Below are 17520 nucleotides of genomic sequence, written 5' to 3'. Positions count from 1 at the left end.
GAAGGACTTCGGCATCACCCTGTCACCCGAATGCTCCAGGTCAAGCACCGCCTCGCCGGGAGTTCGACGGGTGTATCGGCCCCGGTACCAACTGCCAGCGGTCGCCTTGTCGTTCGACGAAGCCGAGCGAATGCAGTTCGTACAACCTGCCGAGTGCCTCGTCCGTGGTGATTCCCGCCCTGCGGGCGACGTCGCGTCCGTCCAGGGCGCCCTTGGCCGGGAGTGCCTCGAGGACGTGCGCCTCTGCGGGGCCGAGGAGGTCCCGTGGCAGCACGGGCCCGCGGCGTTCCGGGGCGAGCTCACCGATGTCCCCCACCAGCTCGACCACTTCGTCGGCGTCGGTGACGAGCACGGCTTCCCCGCGCAGGAGTTCATGCACTCCGGCCGAGAGCCCGCTGGTCACCGGGCCGGGGACGCCCATCGTGCACCGCCCGAGCCGCTGGGCGGCACGCGCGGTGACGAGCGAGCCGCTGCGGTACTCGGCCTCCACGACGACGGTGCCGCGGGTGAGGGCGGCGATGACACGGTTGCGCAGGACGAACCGGCTGCGCGTCGGGTGACTGCCGGGCGGCAACTCACCTATCAGCAGCCCCTGTTCGGCGATACGGCCGATCAACTCGGCGTGCGAGCGTGGATAGGCGACATCGACCCCGCAGGCGAGTACCGCGACCGTCGCGCCCCCGGCTGCCAGAGCGCCTCGGTGAGCGGCTCCGTCCACCCCGTACGCGGCTCCTGAGACGACGACCCAGCCGCGCTCGGCAAGCCCGGAACCGAGGGTGGCCGCCACATGGGCGCCGTAGGGCGTGCAGGCCCTGGCACCCACCACGGAGACCGAGCGCAGCGCCCATGTCCGCAGGTCGGGAGCGCCTCGTAACCACAGCCCGATGGGCCTCGCATCCCCGAGGTCATCGAGCTGGCTCGGCCACTGCGGGTCGCCCGGGCACAGGAACCGTCCGCCGATCGCGGCCACCGTCTCCAGATCGCGCTCGGGGCGTGCCTCCACGGCCCGTCTCCGGTGGCCCTCGATGCGCCGCTCCCCTGCCCCGGGCAGCGTCTCGCCGGGAAACACGGGTGCGGTGAGCCGCGCCATCACCTCGACGGCGCCGTGCTGCCGCAGCCAACGCCCGCTTTGCTCGTCACCTGGTTCGACGACCCGGGTCAGCGCGGCCCGCGCCAGCCGCTCCTCATCGGTCACACCCCCCGTCATCGTCTGCCCTCCCTCCGCCCGGCCGGCCGACACCGTGCCGCAGCCGCGGCCCGCCACAGGAACCCGCGCCCGGTCACTGTGCCGCTCCCACCACTGCCGGGACGCCCCGGGCGATGCCGGTTCGCAGTTGCAGGGCGAGCCCGACGTCCTGGGCGGCGGGGCGGTCGTGGCCTGCGAGGTCTGCGACGGTCCAGGCGACGCGCAGGACCCGGTCCATGCCGCGGGCGGTGAGCAGGCCTCGCTCCATCTCCCGCTCGGCGGCGGCGAGGGCTCCTGGTGCCACCTGCCAGCGGGTGCGGAGCTCATGCCCGGGCACCTCGCTGTTGACGCTCCAGCGCGTGCCGTCGAGTCGCGCGGAAGCACGTGCCCTGGCTTCCAGGATCCGCTCGGCGACCGTCTCCGTGGCCTCCCCGCGCCCGCCCTGCCCGAGGAGGTCCGAGCGGCTGACCGGCTCCACCTCCACACGCAGGTCGACGCGGTCGAGCAGCGGCCCCGACAGCCGCGCCTGATAGCGCCTGACCACGGAGGGCGGGCAGTCGCAGCCCGCACCGTGCAGTGTGTGCCGCCCGCACGGACAGGGGTTGGCGGCGAGGACCATCAGGAAGCGCGCGGGCAGCCGCACCACTCCGGCACTGCGTGCGACGACCACATGCCCGGATTCCAAGGGCTGGCGCAGGGCGTCCAGCGCCTTGGCGGAGAACTCGGGTGCTTCGTCAAGGAACAGCACGCCCCGGTGCGCGAGGGACACCGCCCCTGGTCTCGGCAGTCCCTGCCCGCCGCCCACGAGGGACTGCATCGTGGCGGAGTGGTGCGGCGCGCAGTACGGCGGTGTACGTACCAGGGGCTCGCCCGGCGGCAGGATGCCCGCGACCGAATGAACGCCCGTGACTTCGAGGGACTCCTTCCGGGTCAGCGGCGGCAGCAACCCCGGCAGTCGCTCCGCGAGCATCGTCTTGCCCGCGCCCGGCGGGCCCTGCAGCAGCAGATGGTGAGCGCCGGCGGCCGCGACCTCCAGTGCGGTGCGGGCGGCCTGCTGACCGGCCACGTCGGCCAGCTCGGGCCAGGGTCCGTCACCGCCTGCTCCGCTCGCCGCCAGTCCCGTGCCGACCCCGGCTCCCGGCACCATGAGTCCCGCGAGCATGGCGTCCGGCCGGCCTTCGCCGTACGGCTCCTCCTCGGGCACGGGCTCGTCGTTCAGCACGGCGATCAGCTGGCGAAGACTGCGCACGCCGAGGACGGACACGTCCGGCACGAGCGAGGCCTCCCCCGCCGTCTGCTCAGGGACGACCACCTGCCGGTATCCCGCTTCCGCCGCGGCGAGGACGGCGGGCAGCACGCCGCGCACCGGGCGCACCCTGCCGTCGAGCCCCAGCTCCCCGACGAGCACCAGATCGGCGATCCCCCGGGGGTCGATGCGCTCGTCGGCGGCGAGCACGGCGCAGGCCACAGCCAGGTCGAAGCCGGAGCCGCCCTTGGGGACGGATGCGGGGCTGAGGCCGACGGTGAGTTTCTTCTGCGGCCACTCCGCGCCGGAGTTGACCACGGCCGCCCTGACCCTGTCCCGGCTCTCCACGAGGCTCTTGTCGGGGAGCCCGACCAGTGTGAAGGCCGCGACTCCCGGTTCCAGGTCGGCCTGGACCTCGACCACCACGCCCTCGACGCCGACCAGTGCCACCGAGCAGGTGCGCGCGAATCCCATCAGGCCACCCCCCGCGCGTGCTCGACGAGGGGCGCGCCGCGCCGGGGCACCACCACCCCGATGAGATCGATCCGCACTCCCCCGGGCGGCGGCTCCCCGTGACGCTCGAGCCAGCATGCGGCCAGCCTTCTGAGCCGGTCCGCCTTGGCCGGGGTGACCGCGGCCATCGGATGCTCGAAGACCCCTGCGCCCGGCGGGGCGCCCCTGCGGGTCTTCACCTCACAGACGACCACCACATCGCCGTCCCGGGCCACGATGTCGATCTCGCCCGTCCGTCCGCACCGCCAGTTCCGTGCCAGCACGGCCATTCCGGCCTCGGCGAGCCGGCGTGCCGCCAATTCCTCGCCGTACCGTCCCAGTGCGCCTGTCGCGTTCATCCCGGCACCACCTCCGGCACCGACCCTGACGCGTCACAGCCCAACTATTGGATCTTGGTGGACAACTCGCCCGTTGTGGATAACTCAGCCACCCGGAAGCTCGAGGTCGCTCTTGTTCAGCTCCTCGATGTTCACGTCCTTGAACGTCAGGACGCGGACCTGCTTGACGAACCTCGCCGGCCTGTACATGTCCCAGACCCAGGCGTCCGCCATCGAGACCTCGAAGAAGACCTCACCCTGAACGGAATGCACCTGCATCTCGTAGTCGTTGGTGAGATAGAAGCGGCGCTCGGTCTCGATCACGTATTTGAACAGACCGACGACGTCGCGGTACTCCCGGTAGAGCTTCAGCTCCATCTCGGTCTCGTACTTCTCGAGGTCCTCGGCGCTCATGGCATGTTCCCCTTCAGCCGTGCGTCCCCCTATTGTGCGCCAGCCCCGTACGCCCCTAAGCGATTTCCGGGGCGAGGACCACCGGCGCACCCGGAGGACCCTCGTCGAGCAGCGTGCGCAACAGCTCGGCGAGTCTTGTCGGGTACACCGTCTCACGCGCCGCCGACAGTTCCGCGCAGGTCCACCACCGCAGCCCGGAGACGCTGCGCTGCTCGAGCCCGGTGAGGCCGGTGAGGCTGGTCGTGGTCCGGCGGGTCCGCGCCAGGTAGTACCACTCGTCCTGTTCCCAGCGCCGCCCGTCGAACGGGAACGAGCACACGCGCTGCCAGATCACCGGCCCCAGCTCGACGTCGGTGATCCCGGTCTCCTCGGCCACCTCGCGCAGTGCGGCCTGCGCCCGGGTCTCATCGCCCTCGATGCCGCCGCCCGGTGTGAACCACCAGGTGTCCGCGGGGTCCTCCGGCTCGTATCCGTGGATCAGCAGAATGCGGTCCTCCGGATCCAGCAGGACCACCCGCGCGACCTTCCGGAGTTCCCTCCCGGGCGCCGCCCCGTGTCCGGGCTGTCCGGACAGGGGCTCGGGCCCGGATTCAGGCATCCGCGGCCACCCTGCCGCGCGGCTCCGGTGTCTTTCGCCGCCCGAAGGCGCGTGCCAGCGGTCCGTACGCCGCGCCGGCCAGGATCAGCAGGGCTCCGAGCACCACAGCCCCCACGACCAGCTTCACCGGGCCCGGCTGCGACACTCCGCCCGGCAGTGCCTGGAAGGCCTGAGGCCGCTCCATCAGGCCGCCCACCGGCCATGCCACTGCATCCAGCCGGGCGCTCACCGCCGACCGCGGCACCGCCCCGTGTCCGGGATCCTGCAGATGCACCCGGGAGTCCAGGGAACCCATGCGTTCGTCGCCGAGGAGGAAGAGCTGCCCTTCGGGGACGGTGGCGCTGAACGACTGGGGCGAGGCCCGGCCCTCCTCGCGCAGATACGGCTCGTCGATCGCCATGCCGTTGATGCTCACACGGCCGTCCGCGTCACAGCACTCGATCTTGTCGCCGCCCACGGCGACGACGCGCTTCACCATCGGCATGTCGCCCCACACCTTGTCGGTGAAGACCACGACATCGCCGCGCCGCACCTCGGAGCCGCTGATCCGCTGCGCCAGCACCCGGTCGCCCGCGTCCACGGTCGGCGACATGGAGTCGGTCGGCACCGTGTAGGGCTGGTACTCCACCGCTCCCCAGACGAACCCTCCGAGGAAGAGCACACAGCCGAGCGCCACGGCCAGCCCCGACAGCACGCTGCCGAGACGGCCGCGGCCGTCTTCCTTGCGTCCTGTTCCGCTCATCCCAGCGCCCCCGCTCCGGAGTCGACAATCGCTGATCTGAGTCGGCACCCTACCCGGCGGTACGGTCGCCAGTCAGCCTCCGCCTGCGCCAGATCGCGATCGGCACGGCACCGGCGAGGCCGACCGCACCGGGCGCCACGGCCGCAGCGGCGTTCAGACCCGGCTGGTCGAAGGTCTCCGGCACGGGCAGCGTCGCCCAGCGGTTGATCGGCCAGGCCACCACCACGGCCCGCCCCACGACCTTCTCGACCGGCACGAACCCCTTGTTCGCGTCCTCGGTGTGATAGCGGGAGTCCCGGGAGTTCTGCCGGTTGTCGCCCATCACCCAGATCTTGCCCTCGGGGACCTTGAAGGGCCCGAACGGCATGTCGTCGCACGGCGTGCCACCCGGGTAGATGTACGGCTCGTCCAACGCCTTCCCGTTGACCTTCACCGGACCACCCCGCTTGCACTCCACGGTGTCACCACCCACCGCGATCGTCCGCTTGATCAGATCCTTCTCCTCGGACGACGGCATCAGACCGATGAAACTCAGAAAGTTCTGCACCACATTCGGCTCAGGAGTCGGCTGCCCGTCCAGCCAGCCGCCCGGATCGTGGAACACCACCACCTCACCGCGCTCCGGCTCCCCGCCGAACCACGGCGTCAGCTTGTCCACCAGCACCCGGTCACCACGCTGCAGCGTGTCCTGCATCGAATCCGACGGAATCGAGAACGCCTGCACCAGAAACGTCTTGATCAACAACGCCAGCACCAGCGCGATACCGATCAGCAGCGGCAGCTCCTTCCAGAAGGAACGCTGCTTCTTGGCCCTCCTTCCACCCCCGCCCGCAGCGTGGGCATTCTCGGGCGCGTCCGGATCCCGTGTCTCTCCCGCAGGATCGGAGGCAGACTCAGCGGGCTGCTCGGGCCTCTTCTCGGGCTCTCCATGTTCAGATCGTGCACCGACGGCCACGTCGCTCACATCCACTCCTCACTCTGCGCCAACGCCTGCCCTCTGGGGCCTGTCGATGACAGGGCCACCACCCCGAACAACGAGCGGGAGTTCCGCACGGCTACTGCCGTTCTCCGATCGCCTTGCCAACTGCGGGCCGCCGGGCATCGCGGCCCGCCCACACCGACAAACGCCCCCCGGTCGCTCAGCGTGCTCGCCGAGCAACCAGGGGGCGGTTCATCCTTGCCGACCGGTACCCGGGTCAGGGATACCGGCATCCATCATCGCGCATACCGGGCGGCCCGGGCCGTCCGGTCCCCTGTCCGGGTCGGTGGCGACGGGGAACCGGGCTCAGGTCGTCCGCACGGCCGGCCGGACGCGAACCCGCCGATCTCACCGGTGGACGGGGGCCGATGCCGGCCTTGACGCAGACCTTCACGCCCTCCGGGAAGTTGCCGCTGTCTTCCTTCTGCATCTACTGACCTTGCTGCTGTGTTGATCACAGGCCCGCAGGGGCAGCCCGGTCCCGCCAAATCACCCTGGCCCCGTGACTCATGACGGCACGTCGGTCGCGTCTACCGCCCGGCCGCGGCCCGGCCCTGCCGAGTACGCCTGCGCCAGATCGCGATCGGCACGGCACCGGCGAGGCCGATCGCACCGGGCGCCACGGCCGCAGCGGCGTTCAGACCCGGCTGGTCGAAGGTCTCCGGCACGGACAGCGTCGCCCAGCGGTTGATCGGCCAGGCCACCACCACGGCCCGCCCCACGACCTTCTCGACCGGCACGAACCCGCCGTTCGCCAGCTCCTGGTTGTAGCGCGAGTCCTGCGAGTTCTGCCGGTTGTCGCCCATCACCCAGATCTTGCCCTCGGGCACCTTGAGCGGCCCGAACGGCATGTCGTCGCACGGCGTGCCACCCGGATAGATGTACGGCTCGTCCAACGCCTTCCCGTTGACCTTCACCGGACCACCCCGCTTGCACTCCACGGTGTCACCACCCACCGCGATCGTCCGCTTGATCAGATCCTTCTCCTCGGACGACGGCATCAGACCGATGAAACTCAGAAAGTTCTGCACCACATTCGGCTCAGGAGTCGGCTGCCCGTCCAGCCAGCCGCCCGGATCGTGGAACACCACCACCTCACCGCGCTCCGGCTCCCCGCCGAACCACGGCGTCAGCTTGTCCACCAGCACCCGGTCACCACGCTGCAGCGTGTCCTGCATCGAATCCGACGGAATCGAGAACGCCTGCACCAGAAACGTCTTGATCAACAACGCCAGCACCAGCGCGATACCGATCAGCAGCGGCAGCTCCTTCCAGAAGGAACGCTGCTTCGGGACGCCGTCCGCCCCCGGGCGGTCACCGTCCGGGTCGCCCTCCGGGCCGGCCGGCGAGTTCGCGGGTGACTCGGCGAGCCTGTCGGGCCGTTCCTCGGGTCCTTCGTGTCCGGATCGTGCGTCGACCGCCACGTCCCCCACAACCACTCCTCGCTCCGTGCTGCCACCCGCACCGGAGACGATGCAGGCCCACCACTCCCATGACGAGCGAGAGTTCCGCAGAGTCGGGGAGCCGGATCGTTCCGTCGAGATCCTGAGTGGACAGACTATGCGACGGGCCGCGCGCGGTGGTCGCACCACCACGGGCGTCGGGCACCGACGCATACGTCCCGCGTTCCTCCAGCTGCCGCCAGTGGCCGAGCGGCCAGGCGATCACCACGGCCCGGCCCACGACGCCGTCCTCGGACACGGTGCCGTCGAAGTCCTCGTCCAGGTGAGCACGCGAGTCGGCCGAGTTGGACCGGTGGTCGCCCATCACGAAGAGCCGCCCGGCGGGGACCCGTACGACGAAGCTCAGCTTCGACGGGGCGTTCCCGGGATGGAGATAGGGCTCGTTGAGCGGAACGCCGTTGACGGTGACCCTGCCGTTCGCGTCGCAGCACTTGACGGTGTCGCCGCCGACGGCAACGACCCGCTTGATCAGATCCTGCTCGTCGTCGGACGGCAGCAGTCCGATGAAGGTCAGCCCCTGCTTGACCTGCTTGACGACGATCGGGTCGTCCTTCCTGGGTGCCTGCTCCTGCTGCAACCAGCCGCCGGGGTCCCTGAAGACGACGACGTCGCCGCGCTCCGGCTTCGAGCCGAACCACGGCGTCAGCTTGTCCACCAGCACCCGGTCCTCGATCTGGATGGTCTGCTCCATCGAGCCCGACGGGATCACGAACGCCTGGACCATGAAGGTCTTGAGGCCCAGCGCGATCAGCAGCGCCACCATGATGAGGATGGGTATCTCCTTCACGGCCGAGCGCTGCCGGCGCCGCTTCACCCTGCGCGCCAGCTTGCGCCGCTCCGCACGCCCCGGGAGAGTCCTGCCCCCGTCGGTGGGGCGGGTGCCGGTGGGCAGGCGGGTGTCGGACCGATGACTCGCGCGTCGTCCGCGGTTACCCATGGGCACCGCCGGGTGCGGGTACACGGTCGAAGCCGGCGGGCTCTTCGAGCGAGGACCAGCGGCCGGCCGGCCAGCCGATCCAGTCCGCCCTGCCGATCACCTTGTCGAGGGGCACCATCCCGCCGCCGGGCTCGCCGAGATGGTCTCTGGAGTCGCGGGACTTGCTGCGGTGGTCACCCATGACGAAGAGAGTGCCCTGCGGCACGGCGATGTCGAAGGGCACCTGGGACGGGGCATCGCCGAAGTAGACGTATCGCTCTTCCACGGGTACGCCGTTCACCTCGAGTCTCCCCCTCTTGTCGCAGCACACGACCCGGTCGCCGCCGACGCCGATCACACGCTTCACAAAATCGGTCTCGGCGGGCTCGGCCAGGCCCAGATCGGCTGCCACCCCCCGCACCAGCCCGGCGACCGCGTTCTGTTCCGGTGCTTCCCGGACGAACGACCCCGTGCCGTCGAAGACGACGACGTCCCCGCGCGCGGGCCCGGACCCGAAACGGTACGCCAACTTGTTCACCAGCACCCGGTCGCCGACCTCCAGGGCGGGCTCCATCGAGGTGCTGGGAATCAGGAAGGGCTGCAGCACAAAGTGACTGAGGAGCAGCAGGACGACCCCACCGAGGGCCCCGAGCGCACCGGCCCGGCGCAGGGAGAGTTGGCGCAAGGCCTCGGACATACGCACGGAGCGCGGCCGCGCCTCCGGTCGGGACTCGTCGGTCCCTGTGGCGGAGGAGCGGCCGCGCTCCGTGTGCTGTGCTTCGGTGTCCATCGGTGCCAGATGTTATCCGGCCGCCGTATGGACCCTGTTAGTCCACAGCTGGGCGCGGGTGTGAGCCGGAGCTCACTTCTCGCGCTTCTCCTTGATCTTGGCGGCCTTGCCGCGCAGGTCGCGCAGGTAGTAGAGCTTGGCGCGACGGACGTCACCGCGGGTGACGAGCTCGATCTTCTCGAAGATCGGGCTGTGCACCGGGAAGGTGCGCTCGACGCCGACGGAGAAGGAGACCTTGCGGACCGTGAAGGTCTCGCTGACGCCAGAGCCCTGGCGGCGGATGACGACACCCTTGAACTGCTGGATACGCGAGCGGTTGCCCTCGATGACGCGAACGTGGACGTTCACGGTGTCACCGGGACGGAAGGCGGGGACGTCGGTCCGCAGCGAGGCGGAGTTGACGACGTCGAGCACATGCGACATGTTCGTCTGCTTTCTTCGCCGATGCCACAGGTCATCAGCGGTATTGAGGATGAGGATCAGGGGTCCGCGGCGTCAGGGCGGGCGTCATGTCCCCCTGTGGCAGGGGCGCACGCCGGACGTACGGCAGCGGCCTATTCTTCCATGGCCTCGGGCCTGCGCCAAAATCGGCCGTCGGGCGAGGGCGCCCAGCCCAGGATGGAAAGGATTTCCCGGTCCTTCTTGTCGAAGACCGAGGGGTCGCAGCGCTCGATCAGATCGGGCCTGTTCTCGGCCGTGCGGCGGAACGCCTCGTCCCGCCGCCAGCGAGCGATCTTCCCGTGGTGCCCGCTGAGCAGGACGTCGGGGATGCCGCGCCCGCGCCACTCCGGGGGCTTGGTGTAGACGGGCCCTTCCAGCAGGTTGGCCATGGCGCCGGGGGCGAAGGAGTCGTCACGGTGCGATTCGGCGTTCCCGAGGACGCCCGGCAGCAGCCGTGCCACCGCCTCGGTGATGACCAGGACGGCCGCCTCCCCGCCGGCAAGGACGTAGTCCCCGATGGAGACTTCGTGGACGGGTATCCGGGCGGCGTACTCGTCCATGACCCGCCGGTCGATGCCCTCGTACCGGGCCGGGGTGAAGATCAGCCATGGCCGCTCGGAGAGTTCGACGGCGAGTTCCTGGGTGAAGGGCCGGCCGCTGGGAGTGGGGACGACCATCACCGGACCGTGTGCCCCGGCCTCGTAGCCGTCGGCGAGCGTCTGGTCGAGGGCGTCGCCCCAGGGGTCGGTCTTCATCACCATGCCGGGACCGCCGCCGTAGGGGGTGTCGTCGACGGTGTTGTGCCGGTCGTACGTCCACTCCCGCAGGTCGTGTACGTGTACGTCGAGGCGTCCGCGGGCGCGGGCCTTGCCCACGAGCGAGACGTTCAGCGGCTCCAGGTACTCGGGGAAGATCGTGACGACGTCGAGCCGCATCAGTTCCCGTCCTCGGAATCGTCCTCGGCGTCGGCACCGGCACCGGTGTCCGCCTCGCGCGAGGAGGCGATCTCCGCGCGGTCGTCGATCAGTCCCGGAGGCGGGACGATCACGGCCTTCTGCTCCGCCAGGTCGATCTCGGTGACGATCTCCTCGACGAAGGGGACCATCACCTCGCTGCCGTCGGGCCGCTCCACGATGAAGAGGTCCTGCGAGGGAAGATGCAGGATCTCGGTGATGCGGCCCACCTCGGTCCCGTCGGCGAGCACCACGTCGAGGTCCATCAGCTGGTGGTCGTAGTACTCGTCGGGCTCGTCCGGCAGTTCGGCCGGGTCGACCTCGGCGATGAGCAGGGTGTTGCGCAGGGCCTCGGCGCCGTTGCGGTCCCGCACGCCCTCGAAGCGCAGCAGGAGCCGGCCGCTGTGCACGCGCCCCGTCTCGATGGTCAAGGGTCCGGCGGAGGCCGGGTCGGTGGCCAGTACGGCTCCGGGCGCGAGCCTCAGTTCCGGCTCGTCGGTACGTACCTCGACGGTGACCTCGCCCTTGATGCCATGGGCCCGGCCGATCCGTGCGACTACCAGCTGCACGCTCAATGCTCCTGTCGTACGACGACGGGCCGGGGCGGGCCCGTAAGCCCTCCCCGGCCCGCGCCGGTGTTCAAACGAATCAGCGGACCTGGTCCACGTCGACGAGGTCGACACGGATACCACGGCCGCCGATGGCGCCCACGACGGTGCGCAGGGCGCGCGCGGTACGGCCGTTGCGGCCGATCACCTTACCGAGATCGTCGGGGTGCACCCGGACCTCGAGCACGCGTCCGCGGCGCAGGTTGCGCGAGGCGACCTGCACTTCGTCCGGGTTGTCGACGATGCCCTTCACGAGGTGCTCGAGAGCCTCCTCGAGCATGCTCAGGCCTCGGTCGACTCGGCGGGAGCAGCCGCCGTCTCAGCAGCCTCGTCCGCCTTCTTCTCGGACTTCTTCGCCTTCGGGGTGATGGCCTCACCCTTGGCGTCGTCACCCTCGATGGTCTTGGCGAAAGCCTCGAAGGAAGCGCGCTTGTCTTCCTTCGTCTCCGGCTGGAGCAGCGGCTTCTCCGGGGCCGGCAGGCCCTTGGCCTTCTGCCAGTCGCCGGTGAGCTTCAGGATCGCGAGAACCGGCTCGGTCGGCTGGGCGCCGACGGACAGCCAGTACTGCGCACGCTCCGAGTCGACCTCGATGCGCGACGGGTTGTACGTCGGGTGGTACAGACCGATCTCTTCGATGGCCCGGCCGTCACGGCGGGTACGGGAGTCGGCGACGACGATGCGGTAGTGAGGCGAACGGATCTTGCCCAGACGCTTCAGCTTGATCTTGACTGCCACGGGAGTGGGTTCTCCTGATTTTGACGTGGTTGGGCACAACGTGTTGCCGCGTGGGGTTGCGGTACCCGATGGCCCGATGGACGCGTCAGCCGGAGGAGAGAGGGGTCCTGTGCGACTGTCGAGTACAGCTGACCATTGTGCCACAAGGATCCCGCGGGGCAGACCGGAGGCCTGTCCGGCCTCCGGGCCCCGCTCGTGGGCTCCCCGCTCCCGCCGCTGCGTGACCGCCGTCTCAGCTCGCCGCGGCCACCACTTCGGGGATACGGAACGGCTTGCCGCAGCCGCCGCAGACGATCGGCGCCTGGGCGAGGACCGACGGCACGACTCTCACGTTGCGACCGCAGTCGCACACCGCCTTGACCCGCACACCGCCGCCGGACGAGCCGTGCCGGGCGGCAGGGCCCCGGAAGGTGCGCTTGGTGTCGGAGGCCGTCGCGACCGTGTGCGCGGCGAGGGCGCGCTGCAACCGCTCGATGGTCGGACGGTAGCGCCGCTTCGCCTCGGGATTGAGCGTGACCAGGGAGAAACCGCTGCTCGGGTGCGGCTCCTCGGGGTGGTCCAGGCCCATCTCCTCGGCGATCGCCAGGAATCGGCGGTTGTGATAGCGGCCGGCGCGGGAGGTGTCACGGACCCCTCGGGCGGCGGCGATGCCGTGGACTGCCTCGTGGAGCAGTCGCTCGAAGGAGAGCTCGTGGCCGCACGCGGACGAGGACTCTCCGATCAGGGACTCGGGCGCGGCAAGATCGGGCAGCTCGGGGTGGTGCCGCTGAATATCGGCCCACGCCTGTGCCAGCTCTGCGGCGAGAACAGGTGGTGTCGTGCTCACGTCGTGATAACGAGCCGGACGGCTTGCGGGTTCCATTCCGGGGCATCCCAAATATTTTGCACGTACCCGTCAGTTAGGGTTGATGTGTCCTGACGAGGGCGGGTGCGCTGATCTGCGGAGAAGCCTGACAGCTCGCAACAAGCTGGTACGTAGTGGCGCGTACGCCCCGGCGCGTAGCCGGAATCCGCACGCCGAGGCGTGGGGGGCGCAGAGGGCGCGTGGGCGCTCGGACGCGTCTGGCGCCCCGCCCGTCGCGCCCCACCACCGATGGACGTCAGCAGGCCGCCTCAGTAGGCGCGCGCGACGATCGCGAGCGTACCCGGGGCGTCGTCCGCCGTCGGCACCGACCCGTCCTCCGCGACCAGACACCGTACGGACACGGCCTGATCCGCGAGCAGGGCCTCGCCCTCGACACCGAGCGTCGCCCAGGGGATCCGTGCCCAGCCGCCCGCGACCGCGGCCTCTGCGGCCTGCTCGATCGTGCTCACGTCGGCGGTGCGGGCCTCGCGGCGCTCACGCGACTGCCTCAGCAGCAGCGCCTGGTCGTCGTCGAGGATCTTGGGCAGCAGTCCGGCGAGAGCATCGATCGCGACCGGTTCCTTGCCCCCGGGGATGCGCCGGGCCAGCATCGCCGTTCCGCTCTCCAGATCGCGCGGCCCGACCTCGATCCGGACCGGCACGCCCTTCAGCTCCCAGTCCACGGCCCGCCGCCCGAAGGGGGTGTCCGTGCGGTCGTCGACCTGGACGCGGATGCCGGCGGCCCGCAGCCGGTCGCCGATCTCGCGCACCTTGGCGAGCACCGGCTCCTCCCCCTTGATGGCGAGGACGACCACCTGGACGGGCGCCAGGCGAGGCGGCACCCGCAGCCCGTTGTCGTCGCCGTGCGCCATGATGAGGCCGCCGACCATCCGGGTGGAGCAGCCCCAGGAGGTCTGCCAGGCCAGCTCCTGTTTGCCGTCCTTCGACAGGTAGCTGGTGTTGAAGGCCTTGGAGAAGTTGGTGCCGAGCTCATGGCTCGTACCCATCTGCAGAGCCTTCCCGTCACCCATCATGCCTTCGAGCGTGAGGGTGTTGACGGCGCCGGCGAAGCGCTCCCTGGCGGTCTTGCGGCCCAGCACCACATCCATGGCGAGGACGTTCACCATGAAGTCGGCGTAGACCTCACGGTGGATGTGGGCGGCGTAGTCCCGGGCCTCCTCGTAGGTGGCGTGGGCGGTGTGGCCCTCCTGCCAGAGGAACTCGGTCGTGCGCAGGAACACCCGGGGGCGCATCTCCCAGCGGACCACGTTCGCCCACTGGTTGATGAGCAGCGGCAGATCGCGGTAGCTCTGCACCCACTTGGAGAAGTACTCGTTGATGATCGTCTCCGAGGTGGGGCGGACGACGACCGGCTCCTCCAGCTCCTTGCCCCCGCCGTGCGTGACGACAGCGAGCTCGGGGGCGAAGCCCTCGACGTGCTCGGCTTCCTTCGTCAGATACGACTGCGGGATGAAGAGGGGGAAGTAGGCGTTGGACGCCCCGGCCTCCTTGATGCGGGCATCCATCTCCTGCTGCATCCGTTCCCAGAGGCTGTAGCCGTACGGACGGATCACCATCGTGCCCCGCACCGGGCCGTTGTCGGCGAGCTCGGCCTTGTTGATCAGGTCCTGGTACCAGCGGGGGAAGTCCTCGGCCTGCGGCGTGAGGACAGGTGCCTTTGCCATGGCGGGAATCGTACGGCGGCTGCACCCTGATTGGGGAATCGTTCCGGGCGCGGGGGCGCACGACCGGGGCACGCCAAGGCTTTGCGGCGCGACCCCTGGACGTACGGACGGATGCGGAGTTCCCTGGCATACGGGGGGAGCAGGAGCGCACGTACACGGGGGGCTGTCAATCAGGGCACAGCTGACCTCTCGGCGGATTGGGGCGCTTTTCGATGACACCTACCCTCGTCAGGCACCACCCCCGTACAGCCTCCGCACCTCCGGCCGATCGCGCGGCACGCGCCCGTGACTGGGCCGAGATCCAGGAACGGATGCTGGTGCCCCTCTACGAGGCGGTGTACGAGCATCTGGAGGTCGGCAGGAGGTCGCGTCTGCTGGGACTCGGCTGCGGCTCGGGCCTTGCCCTCCTCATGGCGGCCGCACGCGGGGCGAGCGTCACCGGCGTCGATACGGACCGCTCGCGGATCGCCCTGGCACGCGAGCGGCTCACGCCGGAGCCCGACCGGGCCCGCGAGGCCCGCGAGGCCCGCGAGGCCCACGACGGGGCACGGGACGGCGGGGCGCTGCTGTTCGAGGGCGGTCCCGAGGCTGCTGCGGACCCTGTGCGCCCCCGGTTCAGCGTGATCACTGTTTTTCAGCCGATCGGGTGCACGGCCGGCGATTCGGAAGGGCTCGTACCCGCCCTGGAAGCGGCGGTTCCGCTCGCCGAGCGCGGCAGCCCGGTCGTGCTGGCCGGGTGGGGCCCGCCGGAGCGGTGTGCCACGTCCGCGGTGCTGAGGGTCGCGAGCAGGCTCACCGAGCGGCTGCGCGGCGCCGGCGGCTGGCGGCCGACGCGGCGGGACGACCTGGAGGAGGTGGCGACGAGGGCGGGGCTGAAGCCGGACGGCTCGGGCCGGGTCGCTTGCCCCTTCGGGTACGCGGACCTGGAGAACGCGGTGCGCGGACTGCTGTCGACCGGACTGTTCGACGCGGCGGTCCGGGCGACGGACCAGGCCCAGGTGGAGAAGGAGGTCACCGAGGCGCTGCACGCCCATGTGCGGGCCGACGGGACCGTGTGGATGCCCAACGTGTTCCGGTATCTCATCGCCCGGACGCCGTGAGCGATTCACCGGAACGGCCTACTGGGCGGCGCCGTTCTTGCCGGGACGGGCGATGCCCGCGGCCCGGTAGGCCGCGTCCTCCTCCAGGGTCTCGTTGGCGAGCAGGGCCTCGGCGAGCGCGTCGAGCCGGTCGCGGTCCTCCCGCAGCAGCCGGCAGGCGCTCTCGTAGCACTCGTCGGCGATCCGGCGCATCTCGTGGTCCATGGCGTCCAGCGTCGCCGGTGCGGCCGTGAGCCCGTACGGCTCCTGCGCGTCTCCCGGGATCGCGGTGAAGCGGCCCACCCGTTCGCTCATGCCCCAGCGGCCGACCATGCCGCGGACCAGTCGGGTGACCTGCTCCAGATCGCTCTCCGAGCCGGTCGTGACGACGCCGAAGACGACGTGCTCGGCCGCCATTCCGCCGAGCGCGCCGATGATGCGGCCCCGCAGATACTCCTCCGTGTAGGCGTATCTTTCGGCGTCCGGCGTGGACAGGGTGACGCCCAGCGCACGGCCGCGCGGCACGATCGTGATCTTGCGGACCGGGTCGGCGCCGGGCTGGAGCATGCCGAGCAGCGCGTGACCACTCTCGTGGTACGCGGTCCTGCGCCGTTCCTCCATCGGCATCACCAACGGCCGCTCCGCGCCGAGCTGGACCTTTTCCAGGGCGTCGGAGAGATCGCTCCGGGTGACCTCGCGCTGCTGTCGCTTGACCGCGAGGAGCGCGGCTTCGTTGGCGAGGTTGGCGAGTTCGGCACCAGTCATTCCCGGGGTCGTACGGGCCACCTGCGCGAGGTCGACGTCGTCGGCGAGCGGGATCTCTCGGGTGTGGATCCTCAGGATCGCCTCGCGGCCGCGCCGGTCGGGCGGGCTGACCTGCACGATGCGGTCGAAGCGTCCCGGCCGGGTGAGGGCGGGATCCAGGACGTCGGCGCGGTTGGTGGCGGCGAGCACGACCACGCCCTCGGAGCCGGTGAAGCCGTCCATCTCGGTCAGGATCTGATTGAGCGTCTGTTCGCGCTCGTCATGGCCGCCCAGCCCCGCGCCGCCGCCGCGCACGCGGCCGATGGTGTCGATCTCGTCGATGAAGACGATGGCCGGAGCGACCTTGCGGGCCTCGGCGAAGAGCTCCCGTACACGCGAGGCACCCACGCCCACGATCATCTCGATGAACTCGGAGGCGGACGCGGAGAAGAACGGCACTCCCGCCTCACCCGCCACCGCCCGTGCGAGCAGCGTCTTGCCCGTCCCCGGCGGGCCCGCGAGCAGCACGCCGCCGGGCATCCGTGCGCCCATCTCCCGGTAGGCCTCCGGGTTCTTGAGGAAGTCGACGACGTCGTTGAGCTCGCCCTCCACCTCGTCGATACCGGCCACGTCCTCGAACGTGGTGCGCCTGCCCTCCAGGACCTGCACGGGTCTGGGCGGAGCCTTGCGGCCGAGCGGCCCGCCGCCCGCCCCGCCGCCCATCCGCCGTGCGACGAACACCCAGAGGAGGACGAGCAGCAGGATCGGCGCGAGCGAGATCAGGAGATTGACGAGAAGGCTGCGCTGGGGCACGACCGGCTCGGCCGTCACCGTGACACCCTTCCGGGTGAGCTCCTGCCAGAGGTCGTCACCGGCGAACGCGGGGCGCTGTGTGGTGAACCTGGTGTAGTCACCCTTGCCGTCCGGAAGCGCCTGTTCCTTCTTCAGCTCGCCCTGGATGGCATCGCCCTTGGCGTAGATCTTGCTGACGTTGCCCGCCGCGACCTGCTTGCTGAATTCGGTGTACGAGATCGTCGGCTCCTCGCCCCTCCCCGCGTACGACAGCACCGCGAAGGCGATGGCGAAGACGACGACGGCGGAGACGACCAGCCCTTTCCAGCCACCGGGCATCCTCCTCCTGCGCGGCGGGGGCGGGGCACCCTCGGAGCGCCAGGGCTGGTCGGTGCGATCGCGCGGGGGTACGGAATTGGCCACGCCTGCCCTCCTGCTCCGGTGCTCCCGATCCGGTGCTGTTGATCCGGCCGGA

Annotated in this window: 19 protein-coding genes; 1 reads left to right on the top strand and 18 read right to left on the bottom strand. The window is 70.4% G+C overall.

From position 1 onward, the window contains the following. Nucleotides 1-40: 40 nt before the first annotated feature. From dprA to proS, 17 genes are all read right to left on the bottom strand, one after another. The gene (gene dprA / locus ACFU5O_RS12895; protein ID WP_384239485.1) at nt 41-1207 is read right to left on the bottom strand and encodes a DNA-processing protein DprA; all 1167 of its coding nucleotides are present in this window, start codon (nt 1205-1207) and stop codon (nt 41-43) included. Nucleotides 1208-1280: 73 nt separating this feature from the next. Beyond that, nucleotides 1281-2906 (bottom strand): YifB family Mg chelatase-like AAA ATPase, encoded by a 1626-nt coding sequence (locus tag ACFU5O_RS12890; RefSeq protein WP_384239483.1) that lies wholly within the window; start codon nt 2904-2906, stop codon nt 1281-1283. Beyond that, the gene (locus ACFU5O_RS12885) at nt 2906-3283 is read right to left on the bottom strand and encodes a YraN family protein (protein WP_384239481.1); all 378 of its coding nucleotides are present in this window, start codon (nt 3281-3283) and stop codon (nt 2906-2908) included. The genes ACFU5O_RS12890 and ACFU5O_RS12885 overlap by 1 nt, the downstream gene beginning before the upstream one ends. An 84-nt stretch (nt 3284-3367) precedes the next feature. Then, complete coding sequence (locus tag ACFU5O_RS12880) at nt 3368-3676, bottom strand: DUF2469 domain-containing protein (protein WP_003965949.1); 309 nt, start codon at nt 3674-3676, stop codon at nt 3368-3370. A 55-nt stretch (nt 3677-3731) separates the two neighbouring features. Then, the gene (locus ACFU5O_RS12875; RefSeq protein WP_384239480.1) at nt 3732-4274 is read right to left on the bottom strand and encodes an NUDIX hydrolase; all 543 of its coding nucleotides are present in this window, start codon (nt 4272-4274) and stop codon (nt 3732-3734) included. Beyond that, the gene (gene lepB, locus ACFU5O_RS12870) at nt 4267-5016 is read right to left on the bottom strand and encodes a signal peptidase I (RefSeq protein ID WP_384239478.1); all 750 of its coding nucleotides are present in this window, start codon (nt 5014-5016) and stop codon (nt 4267-4269) included. Before lepB (ACFU5O_RS12870) ends, ACFU5O_RS12875 begins: the two co-directional genes overlap by 8 nt. A 49-nt stretch (nt 5017-5065) precedes the next feature. Then, on the bottom strand, nt 5066-5971 hold the full coding sequence (lepB, locus tag ACFU5O_RS12865) for a signal peptidase I (protein WP_384239688.1): 906 nt from the start codon (nt 5969-5971) through the stop codon (nt 5066-5068). Nucleotides 5972-6525: 554 nt separating this feature from the next. After that, on the bottom strand, nt 6526-7419 hold the full coding sequence (lepB, locus tag ACFU5O_RS12860) for a signal peptidase I (RefSeq protein ID WP_384239477.1): 894 nt from the start codon (nt 7417-7419) through the stop codon (nt 6526-6528). Then, a complete protein-coding gene (gene lepB, locus ACFU5O_RS12855; RefSeq protein WP_384239475.1) occupies nt 7310-8395 on the bottom strand; it encodes a signal peptidase I in 1086 nt (361 codons plus the stop codon). The genes lepB (ACFU5O_RS12860) and lepB (ACFU5O_RS12855) overlap by 110 nt, the downstream gene beginning before the upstream one ends. Beyond that, complete coding sequence (gene lepB / locus ACFU5O_RS12850) at nt 8388-9164, bottom strand: signal peptidase I (RefSeq protein ID WP_384239473.1); 777 nt, start codon at nt 9162-9164, stop codon at nt 8388-8390. Before lepB (ACFU5O_RS12850) ends, lepB (ACFU5O_RS12855) begins: the two co-directional genes overlap by 8 nt. Nucleotides 9165-9236: 72 nt before the next feature. Next, nucleotides 9237-9587, bottom strand: a complete 351-nt coding sequence (gene rplS / locus ACFU5O_RS12845) for a 50S ribosomal protein L19 (protein ID WP_384239471.1) — start codon at nt 9585-9587, stop codon at nt 9237-9239. A 131-nt stretch (nt 9588-9718) separates the two neighbouring features. Next, nucleotides 9719-10540: a tRNA (guanosine(37)-N1)-methyltransferase TrmD gene (gene trmD, locus ACFU5O_RS12840; protein ID WP_384239469.1), complete on the bottom strand. Its 822-nt coding sequence runs from the start codon at nt 10538-10540 to the stop codon at nt 9719-9721. Next, entirely contained in the window at nt 10540-11127 is a 588-nt protein-coding gene (rimM, locus tag ACFU5O_RS12835; RefSeq protein ID WP_384239467.1) for a ribosome maturation factor RimM, read from the bottom strand. Before rimM ends, trmD begins: the two co-directional genes overlap by 1 nt. Nucleotides 11128-11206: 79 nt before the next feature. Continuing rightward, nucleotides 11207-11446, bottom strand: a complete 240-nt coding sequence (locus ACFU5O_RS12830) for an RNA-binding protein (RefSeq protein ID WP_020868149.1) — start codon at nt 11444-11446, stop codon at nt 11207-11209. A 2-nt stretch (nt 11447-11448) separates the two neighbouring features. Continuing rightward, nucleotides 11449-11901, bottom strand: a complete 453-nt coding sequence (rpsP, locus tag ACFU5O_RS12825; RefSeq protein ID WP_384239466.1) for a 30S ribosomal protein S16 — start codon at nt 11899-11901, stop codon at nt 11449-11451. A 232-nt stretch (nt 11902-12133) separates the two neighbouring features. Next, nucleotides 12134-12763: a hypothetical protein gene (locus ACFU5O_RS12820; protein ID WP_384239464.1), complete on the bottom strand. Its 630-nt coding sequence runs from the start codon at nt 12761-12763 to the stop codon at nt 12134-12136. 251 nt (nt 12764-13014) lie between these two features. Next, nucleotides 13015-14430: a proline--tRNA ligase gene (gene proS, locus ACFU5O_RS12815; RefSeq protein ID WP_384239462.1), complete on the bottom strand. Its 1416-nt coding sequence runs from the start codon at nt 14428-14430 to the stop codon at nt 13015-13017. A gap of 212 nt (nt 14431-14642) precedes the next feature. Here proS and ACFU5O_RS12810 point away from each other — a divergent pair, with 212 nt between their 5' ends. Next, on the top strand, nt 14643-15530 hold the full coding sequence (locus ACFU5O_RS12810; RefSeq protein WP_384239461.1) for a methyltransferase domain-containing protein: 888 nt from the start codon (nt 14643-14645) through the stop codon (nt 15528-15530). Between the two features lie 18 nt (nt 15531-15548). Here ACFU5O_RS12810 and ftsH read toward each other — a convergent pair whose 3' ends face one another. After that, on the bottom strand, nt 15549-17468 hold the full coding sequence (gene ftsH, locus ACFU5O_RS12805; protein WP_384239459.1) for an ATP-dependent zinc metalloprotease FtsH: 1920 nt from the start codon (nt 17466-17468) through the stop codon (nt 15549-15551). Nucleotides 17469-17520: the final 52 nt, after the last annotated feature.

The organism is Streptomyces sp. NPDC057445 (assembly GCF_042802855.1).
GTDB lineage: Bacteria > Actinomycetota > Actinomycetes > Streptomycetales > Streptomycetaceae > Streptomyces.
Note: the sequence above shows the minus strand (reverse complement) of the source record. Positions and strands in the feature narration are given on the sequence as shown.